Annotated in this window: 13 protein-coding genes; 6 read left to right on the forward strand and 7 right to left on the reverse strand. The window is 71.1% G+C overall.

The window, feature by feature from the left end:
- Positions 1-522 precede the first annotated feature (522 nt).
- Both C4B68_RS40530 and C4B68_RS40535 read left to right on the forward strand, forming a co-directional pair.
- On the forward strand, positions 523-1,785 hold the full coding sequence (locus C4B68_RS40530; protein ID WP_240634791.1) for a hypothetical protein: 1,263 nt from the start codon (positions 523-525) through the stop codon (positions 1,783-1,785).
- Positions 1,782-4,463: a DEAD/DEAH box helicase gene (locus C4B68_RS40535; RefSeq protein WP_099505646.1), complete on the forward strand. Its 2,682-nt coding sequence runs from the start codon at positions 1,782-1,784 to the stop codon at positions 4,461-4,463. The genes C4B68_RS40530 and C4B68_RS40535 overlap by 4 nt, the downstream gene beginning before the upstream one ends.
- Positions 4,464-4,595: 132 nt before the next feature.
- Here the strand turns inward: C4B68_RS40535 and C4B68_RS40540 are convergent, their stop codons facing one another.
- Positions 4,596-5,417 carry a hypothetical protein gene (locus tag C4B68_RS40540; protein WP_099505645.1) on the reverse strand — a complete coding sequence of 274 codons (822 nt, stop codon included), beginning with the start codon at positions 5,415-5,417 and terminating at the stop codon, positions 4,596-4,598.
- A gap of 101 nt (positions 5,418-5,518) precedes the next feature.
- Here C4B68_RS40540 and C4B68_RS40545 point away from each other — a divergent pair, with 101 nt between their 5' ends.
- Positions 5,519-6,499, forward strand: a complete 981-nt coding sequence (locus C4B68_RS40545) for an ATP-dependent DNA ligase (protein ID WP_099505644.1) — start codon at positions 5,519-5,521, stop codon at positions 6,497-6,499.
- A 284-nt stretch (positions 6,500-6,783) separates the two neighbouring features.
- On the opposite strand, the gene C4B68_RS40550 is transcribed toward C4B68_RS40545, so the two are convergent.
- Positions 6,784-7,173 (reverse strand): hypothetical protein, encoded by a 390-nt coding sequence (locus C4B68_RS40550; RefSeq protein WP_167459355.1) that lies wholly within the window; start codon positions 7,171-7,173, stop codon positions 6,784-6,786.
- A gap of 10 nt (positions 7,174-7,183) precedes the next feature.
- Positions 7,184-7,471, reverse strand: a complete 288-nt coding sequence (locus tag C4B68_RS42310; RefSeq protein ID WP_167459356.1) for a hypothetical protein — start codon at positions 7,469-7,471, stop codon at positions 7,184-7,186.
- Between the two features lie 438 nt (positions 7,472-7,909).
- On the opposite strand from C4B68_RS42310, the gene C4B68_RS42615 reads away from it, so the two are divergent.
- From C4B68_RS42615 to C4B68_RS40565, 3 genes are all read left to right on the forward strand, one after another.
- A complete protein-coding gene (locus C4B68_RS42615) occupies positions 7,910-9,244 on the forward strand; it encodes a 3'-5' exonuclease (protein ID WP_099505642.1) in 1,335 nt (444 codons plus the stop codon).
- Between the two features lie 388 nt (positions 9,245-9,632).
- Positions 9,633-10,088 carry a hypothetical protein gene (locus C4B68_RS40560; RefSeq protein ID WP_099505641.1) on the forward strand — a complete coding sequence of 152 codons (456 nt, stop codon included), beginning with the start codon at positions 9,633-9,635 and terminating at the stop codon, positions 10,086-10,088.
- 92 nt (positions 10,089-10,180) lie between these two features.
- Positions 10,181-10,426, forward strand: a complete 246-nt coding sequence (locus tag C4B68_RS40565; protein WP_099505640.1) for a hypothetical protein — start codon at positions 10,181-10,183, stop codon at positions 10,424-10,426.
- A 43-nt stretch (positions 10,427-10,469) separates the two neighbouring features.
- Here C4B68_RS40565 and C4B68_RS40570 read toward each other — a convergent pair whose 3' ends face one another.
- From C4B68_RS40570 to C4B68_RS42315, 4 genes are read right to left on the reverse strand one after another with little or no spacing between them, the layout of a single operon-like run.
- Positions 10,470-11,306, reverse strand: a complete 837-nt coding sequence (locus C4B68_RS40570) for a hypothetical protein (protein WP_099505639.1) — start codon at positions 11,304-11,306, stop codon at positions 10,470-10,472.
- Positions 11,287-12,201 (reverse strand): aldo/keto reductase, encoded by a 915-nt coding sequence (locus C4B68_RS40575; RefSeq protein ID WP_099505638.1) that lies wholly within the window; start codon positions 12,199-12,201, stop codon positions 11,287-11,289. The genes C4B68_RS40570 and C4B68_RS40575 overlap by 20 nt, the downstream gene beginning before the upstream one ends.
- Positions 12,198-13,373 carry a cupin domain-containing protein gene (locus C4B68_RS40580; RefSeq protein WP_099505637.1) on the reverse strand — a complete coding sequence of 392 codons (1,176 nt, stop codon included), beginning with the start codon at positions 13,371-13,373 and terminating at the stop codon, positions 12,198-12,200. The genes C4B68_RS40575 and C4B68_RS40580 overlap by 4 nt, the downstream gene beginning before the upstream one ends.
- Before the next feature lie 20 nt (positions 13,374-13,393).
- Positions 13,394-13,543: a hypothetical protein gene (locus C4B68_RS42315; RefSeq protein WP_167459357.1), complete on the reverse strand. Its 150-nt coding sequence runs from the start codon at positions 13,541-13,543 to the stop codon at positions 13,394-13,396.
- Positions 13,544-13,579: the final 36 nt, after the last annotated feature.

The raw sequence follows: 13,579 nt of genomic DNA on the forward strand, positions 1-13,579 counted from the left end.
CCCGCGGAGCGGGTACCACATTGCTGCGCAATGTGCAAGCGGGGCGGTCGCTGCGCTCCCGCTGCCCACGCGATGCGTGGGCGGATCCCTTCGCTGCGCTCCAGGATCCGGTGGGGCCGGCCGCTGCGCGGCGCGGCGGGCGCGCGGTGCGCGCCGGGCGACTGATGGGGTGTCAGGTGCGGCTAGTCGGGCCTTTCGTTGGGGAGTTGGGGAGTCCTGCGGACTCTGGGCGGGTCCGCTGCGCTCCCCCGCCTGACGGTCCTTCCGGCTGCGCCTCCAGAACCTTGGGGCTCGCTGGCGCGGGCGGGGCTGGCTACGAGGGGTGGGGGTCGCTCGTTCGTGTGGGTTTCAGTATAGCGCGTGCATCAGGTTGATGCAGCATGTACCGTTGGCGGAAACACGGGACACCCCCCAACCACCCGGGGCGGGGGCTCGGGAAGCGAGGACTCATTGAATTCGCTGGGATTCGAAAGGCGCTATGAGGCGCGGAAGGAAATTCATCGTGAGGTTACCGGATTGACGGTGGGGCAGATTCACGAACTCTGGGTGGCCTCTGGCGGCCTGGAGAATTGGGAGGGTCGGCCCCAGCCGTTCAGCACGGAGGACCGGCTGGCGGCGGTCCGGCAGAACGAGCTGAAGCGCATCTGGAACTTGATGACCAGGGCTGGCTGGGAGACCTACTCCCCTGAGAGCGACCCGGACGTACACCGCTGGCACCAGGCGCAGCAGGAGCGTCAGGCGCGCGAGAGCGGTGTTGCCACGGAGCCGGGGCCGGGGCCGGAGATCCGCTACCGGATCGTGGCGCAGCGGACTGATCCGGCGCACCCGGGCGCTGCCCTGCTGACGAACTACGCCTACGGGCGGTCGGTCGAGGAGGCCCTCGCGAAGGTCCGGGAGGCGCTGGAGAAGCCGGGCGGTCTGTACGGGGACCAGGGCCTGTACCGCGTGGTGGAGGTCGTAGAGGAGAGCCCGGACAGCGCGCTCCGGCAGCAGGAGGACGCCCGCCGGCGGTACCTGACCACCATCCTGGAGAACGCCACCGCCACCGTGCGCGGCCGTGAGCCGGACAGCCCGGACGCGGACCTGGTCAGCCTCCTGGACGACTTCTTCACCCGCGCCGTTACCTTCCCCGACCCGCACACCAACGGCGTGCACCCCCGGCCCCACCAGGCCACGTTCGGCTGGACCAGCGAACAGCCCTACATCGAGCACGCCAGCGACCCCGGCCGCGCCCTCGCCCTGTTCCTCCTGGCCTACCTGGACCACCACGGCCTGTACCTGAACGCAGCCCTCCGCGCCGGTGACCGTCCCGATCTGTCTCCGGTGGGCGAGGGCCGGCCTTCGGCCCGTGCCGCAGAAGAGGACGAGCCGTCGGCGGAACTTGTCGAGCGCGTCCTGGACATCTGCGCACAGCACTACGCGGCTGTGACCGGCACCAACTCCGACCAGTGGGACCAGGAATCGGACCGGGAACTCGTGGACATCGCCCTGCGGACCGTGCACCTGGCGGAGCGGGACACCTACTACCCGAGGGTGCTGGAGACCTACCTGCAGACGCACCGGGCGCGGCTGGAGCGGCTGTGGCGCCGCTACGGGCCCGGCAGCACGTTCGCGGGCGAGCTCGTGCTGATCGACCTGCCCGCCTGCTTCGTGCTGTGCGAGAGGATCGAAAGCACCCCGACCTGGCTCGAAGGAATCTGGACGCGGGAGGGCCAAGAGGAAAACGCGCTGGAAAGGCTTCACAACAGCTGGCTCTACGACACGAGTGAGGAGGACGGACGATGAGCAGGATTCCGCTCAAGAAACACCAGGTCACCCAGAAGTCGGCCTTTCGTAAGTGGGTCGGATTCCCTGCAAGGTCATCCGTGCCCCCACAGGGTGCCCGTGGCACGATCGTGTCAGCGACCGGGTCAGGAAAAACGATCATGGCCTCAGCGTGCGCGCTGGAGTGCTTCCCCGAGGGCCGGATCCTCGTGACCGTGCCGACTCTGGACCTGCTCGTGCAGACCGCCCAGGCCTGGCGGGCGGTCGGTCACCGCTCCCCCATGGTCGCGGTGTGCTCGCTGGAGAGCGACCCGGTGCTGAACGAGCTGGGGGTGCGCACCACCACCAACCCGATCCAGCTCGCCCTGTGGGCCGCCCACGGGCCGGTCATCGTGTTCGCCACGTACGCCTCCCTCGTGGACCGCGAGGACTCCGAGGACCCGATGGGCCAGGGGCGCGTTCGCGGGCCGCTGGAGGCCGCTCTGGCGGGCGGAGAGCGCCTGTACGGCCAGCGCATGGACGGTTTTTCGCTCGCCATCATCGACGAGGCACACGGTACGGCGGGGGATCTAGGTCGTCCGTGGGCGGCGATCCACGACAACGCCCGCATCCCCGCCGACTTCCGGCTGTACCTGACCGCGACCCCGCGCATTCTGGCCTCGCCCCGGCCGCAGAAGGGCGCGGACGGCCAGGAGCTGGAGATCGCGAGCATGATCGACGACCCGGACGGGACGTACGGCGCCTGGCTTCCTGGGGCTGAACTCGGGCTCTCGGAGGCGATCGAGAAGGAGATCCTTGCCCCGTTCGAGATCGACGTGCTGGAGATCCGCGACCCCTCCCCCGTGCTCGGGGTGTCGGAGGAGGCGCTGCGGGGCCGGCGCCTGGCCCTGCTGCAGACCGCGCTCCTGGAGCACGCGGCGGCCTACAACCTGCGTACGACCATGACTTTCCATCAGAAGGTGGAGGAGGCACAGGCGTTCGCGGAGGCGCTGCCGAAGACCGCTGCCGAGCTGTACGTCACGGACGCCGATGACGAGACGATGGTGAAGGCGGAGAAGGAGCTGCCCGCGTCGTCGATCGACGCGGAGTTCTACGGCCTGGAGGCCGGCCGCCACGTCCCGCCGGACCGGGTGTGGTCGGCGTGGCTGTGCGGCGACCACACGGTGGCCGAACGGCGGGAGGCGCTGCGGCAGTTCGCCAACGGCATCGACGCCAACAACCGGCGCGTGCACCGCGCGTTCCTCGCCAGCGTTCGCGTTCTCGGGGAAGGCGTCGACATCACCGGCGACCGGGGTGTCGAGGCGATCTGCTTCGCGGACACCCGCGGCTCGCAGGTGGAGATCGTGCAGAACATCGGCCGGGCCTTGAGGCTGAACCGCGACGGCAGCACGAAGATTGCCAGGATCATCGTGCCGATCTTCCTGGAGCCGAACGAGGACCCGACCGACATGGTCGCCAGCGCCAGTTTTCGCCCCCTTGTGGCCGTTTTGCAAGGTCTGCGCAGTCATGATGAGCGACTTGTCGAGCAGCTCGCTTCCCGCGCTCTCAGCCGGGGCAAGCACGCCCGCAAGGTCCACGTGCAGCGCGATGAGGAGGGCCGGATCGTCGGCGCGGACGGCGAGGGTGACGGCGAGGACCAGGAGCACGACGACACCCAGGCCGCCGCCGAATCGGCCCTGCTCCACTTCAGCACTCCCCGGGACGCAGCGACCATCGCCGCGTTCCTGCGCACCCGCGTCTACCGGCCGGACAGCCTCGTCTGGTTGGAGGGATACCAGGCCCTCATCCGGTGGCGGGCGGAGAACGAGATCACCGGGCTCTACGCCGTTCCCTACGACGTAGAGGTCGAAGTCGGGGTCACGAAGGCATTTCCGCTTGGGCGATGGGTCCACCAACAGCGGAAATCCCTGAGGGCCGGGGAGCTGGAGCCGCGGCGCAAGGAGCTCCTGGACGCGCCGGAAGCCGGGATGGTGTGGGAACCGGGCGAGGAAGCCTGGGAGACCAAAATCGCCGCGCTGCGGTCCTACCGGCGGGCCACCGGGCACCTTGCTCCGCGTCAGGACCAGGTGTGGGGCGAGGGCGACGCGATGGTGCCCATCGGGCAGCATGCCGCCAATCTCAGGCGGAAGGGCGGCCTCGGCAAGGACCCGGAGCGGGCGGCAGAACGCGCGCAGCAGCTGACGGCGATCGACCCCGACTGGGACTGCCCGTGGCCGCTGGACTGGCAGCGCCACTACCGCGTCCTCGCCGACCTGGTCGACGCCGACGGCGTCCTGCCCGAGATCCAGCCCGGCGTGCTGATGGACGGCGACGACATCGGGCGGTGGCTCCAACGGCAGTCCCAGCCGGGTACTTGGGCGCAGCTGTCGACCGAGCAGCAGGAGCGGCTGTCCAAGCTGGGCGTGAAGCCCGTCCAGGCGCCGTCTCCGGCCCCTGCGGCTACACGTGCGACGAAGGGCCCGGGCAAGGCGCAGCAGGCGTTCCAGCGCGGCCTGGCGGCCCTCGCGCAGTGGGTGGAACGGGAAGGCGCCCACCGGCCTGTCCCGCGCGGCCACGCTGAAGAGATCGCCGTCGACGGCGAGACAGAGCCGGTAGTGATCAAGCTCGGCGTATGGACATCGAATGTCCGTTCTAGGCGGGACAGGCTCACCCAGGAGCAGCTGGACGCGCTGCGGGAACTGGGCATGGAGTGGGCGTGACACCGGCCGCGGCTGGTCGTTGAACCGGGTGGTCAAGCGAAGTGCACTGAGAGGCCCCGGGCGTTGTAGCCCGGGGCTTCGTGCTGTCGGCGGGTGGGCGGCGGCTCTGCCCGGACATGGGGCCGGCGGTCGTCAGGCCGAGGTCGGGAGCGAACCGCCCCAGCGCAGCGCGTGGCGCATGGTCGCGGTCATCCACTCCATCGCCTGGGTGTCGGTGGGTTCGGTCATGCGGAACGTGGCACTGATGGAGCGCATGCCGCCGTTGTGTTGGGAAGTCCGGCTCAAGTACTCCCAGACGTAGACGCGCGGCTCTTCGCGGCGCCGCTGCCGGCGGTGCGTCGGCTCCGGTGGGATCTGCTGATGGACCCAGTCGCGGTCCTGTTCGCCCTGGCCGTGGCAGGCGCGCAGCAAGACGTCGTTCCACTCACCGAGGCCGGGGTGAGGCAGAAACTCGAGGATCGCGTCGCGGAACCATCCGGTGAGAAGCGCGTCGTCATCAGCGATGCGGTCCTGGCCGCCGCTGTCGACGTGGCGGCCGACCAGCTGGCCAAGCCGGGCGACCGGCTCCAGATCCCCGCTCCACCGGTAGTCGACAGCCTCGAAGACCCGCCAGGTCTGTTCGGTCCAGTGGCCGTCGTCGCACGGCTCACTGCTGATGCCCCAGCCCGCACCCAGCCGGAGGGCCTGCCACATCTGCATGCCCTTGTTGCTGACGAACTTCCTTCCCGTGATCCCCGTCAGGCGGTGCGGGACGTTCGGCGTGCGCGAGCGGTGAAAGCCGAGCTCGGGCGACCAGCACCACGGGTCGCGCTTATAGAGGAGCGGGAACTCGGGATCGACCATGAGTCCGTCGTGGTGCCAGCCGTCGCCGTCGTCGAAGCCGCTGTACGGCTGGCAGCGGTGGCCTCGTTCAGGGGCGTGGCGGCACAGGGGCGCCAAGAGCGTGGTGGTCATGTCCGTTCAACGAGCACCACTCAGGACGGCCGTACCGCTGAACGAGGGAAGGCGGCCGTCACAGCCGGAGCCGTGTCCTGCGCGAGCGGAAGGGATGGGAGGTGACATGGACGCTGCCGGAGCCGATGCTGACCACCCCCGTGTCCGTGCCCGATCTGCGGCCGGGCTGTGCTGCGGAGCCGAAGTGGGACGGATTTCGGGCTCTCGTCTCCGTCGACGCCGACCAGGTGGTGCTGCGCTCCAGGCGCGGCACCGAAATGGGGCCGTCGTTTCCGGAGGTCGTGGCCGGGGCCGTGCAGCTCCCGGACGCGACCGCGCTGGACGGCGAGCTGATCGTATGGGACGCCGCGGGCCGCCTCGCGTTCGAGCGGCTGCAGAACCGGCTTGCCCGGCGTGGTGCCGGGGCCGCCCGGGCGGCTCAGGAGTGGCCGGCCCACTTCGTCGCGTTCGACCTGCTGCGGCTGTCCGGGACGGACACGACCGGGTGGCCGTACCGGCGGCGCAGGGCCGCATTGGAGTCCGTGTTCGCCGCCCGCCGGCTCATCGCGCCGTGGACGCTGTGCCCGTCGACCACCGAGGCCGACGTCGTGCGCGAGTGGCTGACGTGGTCGTCCGTCGGGATGGAGGGGGTGGTCTTCAAGAGACTGGACGGCGCCTACAAGCCGTCGGTGAGGGGCTGGGAGAAATTCAAGGTCCGCGAGACGGGCGAGGCGGTCGTCGGCGCGATCACCGGCTCTCTGGCCGCTCCCCGCACGCTGCTGCTCGGCAGGTACGACACCGAAGGCCGCTTTCAGTACGTCGGCCGCACCACCACCCTCGCCCGGGCGGCAGGTACGGCGGTCGCCGGTCTGCTCACTGCGGGGCAGCGCGGTCATCCGTGGACAGGCTGGTCGTTCAGCGCCGGGTGGGGCAGTCAGGAGAAGCTGAACGTCACGCTGGTGGAACCCGAGCTGGTGGTGGAAGTCGGCGTCGACGTCGCCCGCGACGCCTCCGGCCGGTGGCGGCATCCCGCACGCTGGCATCGTGCCCGCCCTGACCTCTCCCCCGCCGACGTCCCCCGCCTGACGTCACCGCCGCACTGACGGCGGTCTGGCGCGGAGGCCCCGCCGACGCGCAACACCGAAGAGCGCGCCCCGATCCCCGGCTGCGTCCGCGCCGCCCATCCCGCCCTCCCTCATCCTCAACTCCAGCCAGGGCATGGTCGAAGGGGGTCGCAACGGGGATGTCAGCGACCCGACCACGCCGTACGCCCGCGGTGACCTGGTCGGACTCCAGTGCGCTGCGGAGGCTGGCGCAACACCTACCGCAACACTCAGCGCAACACTTGGCGCAACCTCTACCGCAACACCCAGCGCAACACGGCGCTCTATGAGGTGGAGCGACGGCCGGGCGTGCTGGTCACGGTGTCGCCCTGCGATCGGGTGCCCAGGATCTGGAGCTGGCCGCTGGTGGCGCGCACGACCAGGTGCAGCACGTCGTCCAGGGCGAGCCGCAGTTCCCGGCCGTCCTGCGACGCGGCACGGGTCGGGGAGTCCAGGATCGCGGCGCACCGCGCCGCGACGGGTGCGAGCCGCCCGTGGGAGACCTCGGGGCCGGCCGCACGCAGCCCGACTCGTACGGCATGGGCGCTCGCCCCGCCTTCCGCCTGCATCGCCGTCGCCATGACGTGGTCGTACTCATCCGGCTGCCAGTCGTGTGCGTCCAGCTCGCTGCGCAGTTCGGTCAGCGCAGCCAGCACCTCGTCGGGGGTCGCCATGCTTCGGACCCTACTCGGTCAAGTGGAAGGCCCCGGCGGCGAGCCCTGCCCTGCGGGCGGGGGCCTGGCTGCTGGCTCCGCCCCGCTCCCTGTACGACGTCCCCGTCTCGTGGCGCTGCTGGGCGACCTGCTCCAGCACGGCCCCTCCGCACCCCATGCGGCGCCCCGTCCACGACTCCGTCCAGCGAGTCCGCTGGACGGAGTCCGGGCACCGTCCGACCTGACGTACGGCCGCCGCAGACGACGGCACGGGTCTGTACTTCGCCCGCAGACCCTGCGCAGCGAAGTAGTCGGCCATCAGGCCAGCGCGTATCCGGCCCTTGTCGACCTGGTCAGGAGCGTGCTCTAACGCCAACTGTTAACCAGTCGAGGCCATATGAGGGGCACTACGAGAAGCACTACGAGGGGCACCAAGAAGGGCGCCAAGAAGGGCAATACGAGAGGCAACCAGCCGCCTCACGGTCTCTGCAGGCGTTAGCGGTGCGCTGACTAGCCGTGGTCGGGGCTGGACGTGGCATGGCCGAAGGCGTGGTCGGGGCAGACCACGCTGCCGACCACGTGGCGGCTCCCGGGCTCCGCCGGACGCCCGGACGGGTGACTTTTTCCCTCGCGTATGCGAGCGGGTATCTAAGCGCATACGCCCAACTTGCCTGCTTTTCTTAGCACTTGACAGTTTTTTATGCACTATGTCACGTTCTGTTGCGGTTAGTCGCCGCTAGGCCGAAGGAGGCAATTCGTGAACGAGGTGTTGACCGCGTCGGCGGTCCAGGAGGACGACGTCGCGCCGGACCGGGCAGCCCGGGGCAAGCCGCTGAAGTTCGTGAAGGGAGTGCCGGCGTACGCAAGCGGCCGGGCACCGGCGTTCCTACGGACGAAGGCCCAACTGGGCACGGTGCGGCGCAAGCCCGCTGCGGGACAGCGGCCGACCGCGTACGTCTACGCCCACTGGTACGGGACTCGGATCGCGCTGTGGGACCCGGAGCAGTCGGTGAAGATGCGGCCGTTGTCGGCTCTGCAGCGTCGGCAGATGCAGGCGCGCCGTACCTGCACCGACTGCGGCGAGGTGTTCCCGGTCCCGGTGTGGGGGATGTGCGGCGTGTGCGAGGACCGGGAGTCCCGGCGCCGGGCGGATCTGCGCCGTCGGACGTGCCAGGACTGCGGCACCGTCTTCCGGACCCCGGCGCCGGCCAGGAGCTGGGGCGACGGGATGTGCCTGGCGTGCGACGAACGTCTTGAGCACGGGCGGCGGGTGGCGCTGTCGCTGGTGGATCGCTCCTGTCGGCGGTGTCTGGTGCAGTTGTTCCCGCTCGCGGTGTGGGCGGCGATGAGTGAGCGTGAGCGGGCGGTGGCCGACTGGCACTGCACTCCGTGCGACCAGGAGATCGAGCAGGAGCGCATCGAGGCGCAGCGGCGGGCGGACCGTGCCCGGTGGGACGATCTCGGGCCGACCATCGCGTGGGCTCAGAAGATCCTCGCCGACCCGGACGGGTACGCGGTCCTGGACACGGAGACGACGGGGCTGACCGCGACGTCGCGGATCGTGGAGATCGCCGTCACCACGGCGTCCGGCGAGGTTCTGCTCGACACGCTGATCAACCCCGGCGGCGAGCCGATTCCTGCGGAGGCCACGGCGATTCACAAAATCACCGATGCCATGGTCGAAGACGCGCCCACCTTCTCCGAGGTCCTCCCTCGTCTCACCGAGGCCCTCGCCGGGCGCCGGGTCGTGATCTACAACCGGGAGTACGACACCGGACGGCTGGGGTGGGAGCTCCACCTGCATCACGTCGCCCAGGGCACGGTCGACTTCGCCAAGCACCCCCGGTACGGCGCCCGGCGGCACGCGGCCGGGCAGGCCTGGCTGGACGCGCAGGTGTGGGAGGAGTGCGCGATGGAGCAGTACGCCGCGTTCTTCGGCGACTGGCACGACTACTGGGGCAGTTACACCTGGCAGAAGCTGCGCGGCGGTCACCGGGCCCTGGGCGATGCGCGTGCCGTCATCTCACGGCTTGAGGAGATGGCCGCCTACCCCAGCCCCTTCGAGAACGCGGCGGATCCCGCTGCCGCGTGACGCCGTCAGGGCCGCGCTCGTTGAGCAGCGCCTGCGGAGCAAGGGATGAGCCTCCGGGACCGGCCAGGTTCCGGAGGCTTCGTCGTCCCGCCCCACCGGCAGGGCGGCGTAAGCGTTCGTTGCTCAGACGCCCAACACCTTCACTCCGATCACCCCGGCGGGAGTCGTAAGCGCTCGTATCCCAGACGCGGGCGGAGCGGGACACTGGAGGCGTGTCACGAGGACTCGGGCGAGTACAGCGGGCCGTGCTGGCGCACGTACGCAGCGAGCCCGGCGGCCTCAGCACCGTCGACGGCACCCGCTGGCCACCTCGGTCACCGGCCTCGCCCGCGTCGTCTACGGAGTCGAGCAGCCGACCGACGCCCAGCGCGCCGCCGTACGCCGGGCGGTGCGCTGCCTCGAGGCCGGCGGCCACGTCGAAGTCCACCGTCGGCCCGTCGGCCGCACCTACACCCAGCAGCGCGCACACCCCCGCTTCTGGCCGCCGCGCTACGACCGGCGCCTGACGGCGTGCACCGGCAAGGACGACTGTCCGGGGTGCACGGCGGGCGACCGGCCGTCGACATACTTCACCGCGGACGTCGTGGCGATGTTCATCGAGCACTACGGCAGCCTCATCGAGGGCGACCGCCAGCTGTGGCGGGCGACCGCGCACGGCTGGCACCTGTACCCCGTCCCGCTGCCCCGTCCCGCAGACGACTACCGCACGTACGAAGTCGAGATCACCGAACTGTGCGTCCGGCGGGCCCTGACCGCCGAAGAGCACGCTCAGGCCGAACAGCGGGCGCAGGCCTTCATCCGGCCCTACGCCGACGCCATCCGCGCCGCGCTCCGGGGTCGCTGAGCAGCACGGACGTGGGTTATCCACAGGCCGGAACGCGATCAGCGGTTCCTCCGTACGCTGCTGCCCGAGTCGATCACACGGGGGTGTGCGGGATGCGGTACGGCGTGGTGGTGGAGGAACTCGCGGTGGAGGTCATGGCGCAGCTGCCGAACGACCAGGCCCGCCAGGAGGTGATGGCGCTCGTGGAGGTCGCACGGATGGATCCGCGGGCCTGGCCCGACGTCCGTGACCCGGGCTCGGTGGAGGAGATCCGGGAGGCGTTCGGACGGCGCTGCTGGATCCAGTACATGCCGCACGCCGGAGCGATCGAGGTCCGTGACATCGGATGGGCAGGCTGATCACTGACCGAGCCCCGGCAGGACGGCGCGGGCCGCCCTGGTGTCAGCGGCGACGGAGTTCGTCGGACCAGTCCCGGAGCCGGTCGGCGAGGATGAGGTTGTCTCCCCGGTCCACGGTCTGGAGCAGCTGCGCGCACACGGTCGCTTCGGCGGCGAGGCCGGCCGGACTGCCCAGGACGGGGAAGGCGGCGCGGACGCGGGCGGCGGTGTCCGACCGGAGCAGTGTGTAGGCGTAGAGCGTGGCGCAGTCGAAGCCCTCAGGGGCCTGGCCCCATCCCTCCCAGTCGAGCGCCTGCAGAGGCGATCCGGTGAGGTTCGCCCAGTGCAGGTCCGCGTGGGCTGTGGTCCAGCGGGTCACGGCGGGCGCCGGGATCCCGAGGAACTGCGGGATGGCCCGGTCCATGTACTGCTGGCGTACGGCGACGCGGCCGGTGTCGACGGCCGCCACCTTCTCCAGCGTTCCGGCGAGGTCCTCCCACCAGGTGTCCGGCAGCTGGAGTTCGTGCTGGAGGACCGGGTCGTCGGACAGGACCGGCTCTTCGACACGGGCCGACAGTTCCGCCCGGTAGGCGGTGGTGTCGTCGAAGGCGTCGTGCACGCCCAGGAGCGCGGGACGGTGCCCGTCAAGGTCACCGAAGGCGTGCTGCGCGTCCAGGGCGCCGTCCCACAACTTCCCCGAGGCCTTGTCCTCGGGCGCGGCCACCAGGCGCAGCCAGGCGGGCTCTCCGGCGGCGGTGCGGGCCGGAGCTCCCAGGGTGCGTCCGGCCCACCCCCAGAACTCCGAGCCCTGCTCCGTCCGGACGTCCAGAGCCCGGGCGGCGCTGGCGTGGTGGGCGCGCATGCGGCGCTCGGTGTCTGGGTCAGGGGGAGGCGAGTACACCGGTGATCTCCCTCAATCGGGCCGTGTCCAGAGGGGGTTGGGCGACCGCGTCGGCGGCCTCCTTCCAGTGTGGCGTACTGGACGCGGCCACGAGGACGTCCGTCACTCCTGGGCATGACGCGGTGGCCAGGATGCACGCCTGTGCGGGAGTCAGGCCCGGCTGTACGAGGTCGGCGAGCTCCTGGTCGACGATGCCGGGCAGTTCACCGCCGTGCAGCGGAGCCGAGGCCATCACCCGCAGCCCCGCCCCGGCCGCTGCCCAGAGCGGGCCCCGGCCGTGCAGGGCCTGGACGATCGGCGTCATCATCACCAGGCTGACCGGCAGCTGGACGGCGACCAGGTGGTGGTACTGCTGTCCGCCGGCGACCTCACCGGCCAGGGCGAGCAGTTCCTCCACCGTGAACGCCTCCTCTTGAAAGCCCGCCCACGTGGCGATGCCGTACCCGGCCATGTGCCCGGCCGCTACGGATTCCTCGAGGACGGCGAAGGCGTCCCGGATCGCACGGTGCAGGGCGGGGCGGTCGCCGGGGTGGGCGCGCTCGGGGTTGTGCAGCAGGACCATGTCCAGCCGCTCCCGCCCGAGCTGCTCGCGGTTGCGGCGGATCTGCCAGCGCACGTACTCCGGTGCGAGGCTGTGCCCGGTCACCGCCTGGTCCTCGGTGAGGACGCCGGCGTTCACCGCGTCGGCGCCCGTGGCTGCGGTGAAGTAGCCGGCCTTCGTCGCGATCCGCAGGGACGGGCGGGCGGCCAGGGCCGGAGCCAGCAACTCCTGGGCACGGCCGGTGGCGTAGTTGGGGGCGGTGTCGATCCACTGCGCGCCGGAGGCGGCCGCGCAGACGGCCGCCTCCGGGATCGCCCGGCACCGGTAGGTGCCCAGAGCGAGCTGTGCCGTCACAGAAGGCTCCCCACCGTCGCGGCCTGCCCGGCAACGAGTTCCTGGACCAGCCCGACGACGTCCTCCAGGGCGAGGCCGGCCGCGTCGGCGAGCGCGGCCAGGTCCACGGTGCGGCCGTCGACCAGCGGGCGCAGCACCGCCTCCGCCGCGGGCGCGAACTCGAACGTGCTCCCGGCGGCGGACAGCGTCACCGTGTCCTCGCCGACCTCCAGCACCGCGCGGGCGGTCGTCAGCCGCACCCGCAGACCACCGTCGACCGGGATGCCGTCGATGTACGGCAGGCTCGGCACCATCCGGCCGACGGCCTGCCCGTCCATTGCGGCCCGGTAGCGGGCGAGCAGCCCGGGGTCGTCCAGCAGTTCGGCGAGCCGCTTGCGCATCCCGTCCACGGCGTCGGCCTGGACGTCCGGCGCGGCGAGCAGCGGCAGGTCGCGGCGCCAGTCCTCGTGCGTGAGCAGCTGCTCGGACACCCACGCCATCAGGTCCGTCGCCGTGTGGGTCTGGAGTCCGCAGGTGACGTGCAGGGAGCGGGTGCCCTGGTCGGCAGAGACCGCGTGCCACACGCCGCGCGGCACGTACAGCACGTCGCCCGGCCACAGGACCAGGTCGGCGACCGGCTCGGTCGGCGCCTCGCCCGGGTCCTCGATGTCGCGGTACAGCGGGAACGGGCGGGTGGTGCCGTAGATCCTCCACCGCTTCGCGCCCTCCAGCTGGACGACCACGGTGTCGTGATCGTCCCAGTGGACGCCGAAGCCCTCGGTGCTGGTCCACGACGCGTAGAGGTTCGCCTGCACGCGGGTACGGAGGTCGCGCTCGATCGCTTCGCAGAGGCGGGCGAGGGGCGGGTGGAGTTCGTCGACGCTGTCCAGGGCGAGCGAGGCGCCCTCCTTCAGGCGCGCGTGCAGTTCGGCCGGGTGGAGGCGGTGCCACACGGTGTGGCGGCGTGTGGCGACCGGTGTGGTGTAGCCGCCGACCAGCAGCGTCTCGCCGTCGCGGGACAGCCGCATGCGCGGCGGTTCCAGGCGGTGGGCGGCCAGGATCTGGTTGAGGTCGTCCCAGGTCATGATCCCGGCGACATCGAGGGCGCCGGGTACGTGGCGGTGTTCGCGGTGCAGTGCCTGGGCGAGGAATTCCTCCCCGCCCAGGCACGCCGCGATGGACGTGTGCGTCATCGCGTCAGGGCTCCCGCTCGTCAGTCGTTGCCGTCGCTCTTGCCGGTGCCGCCGCCGTCCGAGGGGATGGCGTTGCGGCCCCGGGCGGCGACGATCGCCCGGCGGGAGCGGACCAGGCCGCCGGTCGACGGCCCGGACGTGGCGGGCGGGGGCTGGACGGGACTCTGCATGAGGACCCTCCTCCTGATCGGTCGGCCGGGCCCTGG

Origin of the sequence: Streptomyces dengpaensis, assembly GCF_002946835.1 — a bacterium.
GTDB classification, from domain to species: domain Bacteria; phylum Actinomycetota; class Actinomycetes; order Streptomycetales; family Streptomycetaceae; genus Streptomyces; species Streptomyces dengpaensis.

Coding starts and splice junctions, on each gene's coding strand:
- C4B68_RS40580 (WP_099505637.1), bottom strand. CDS start 13,373: ATGACGCACACGTCCATCGCGGCGTGCCTGGGCGGGGAGGAATTCCTC.
- C4B68_RS40550 (WP_167459355.1), bottom strand. CDS start 7,173: ATGGCGACCCCCGACGAGGTGCTGGCTGCGCTGACCGAACTGCGCAGC.
- C4B68_RS42315 (WP_167459357.1), bottom strand. CDS start 13,543: ATGCAGAGTCCCGTCCAGCCCCCGCCCGCCACGTCCGGGCCGTCGACC.
- C4B68_RS40565 (WP_099505640.1), top strand. CDS start 10,181: ATGCGGTACGGCGTGGTGGTGGAGGAACTCGCGGTGGAGGTCATGGCG.
- C4B68_RS40535 (WP_099505646.1), top strand. CDS start 1,782: ATGAGCAGGATTCCGCTCAAGAAACACCAGGTCACCCAGAAGTCGGCC.
- C4B68_RS40540 (WP_099505645.1), bottom strand. CDS start 5,417: ATGACCACCACGCTCTTGGCGCCCCTGTGCCGCCACGCCCCTGAACGA.
- C4B68_RS42310 (WP_167459356.1), bottom strand. CDS start 7,471: ATGGCCGACTACTTCGCTGCGCAGGGTCTGCGGGCGAAGTACAGACCC.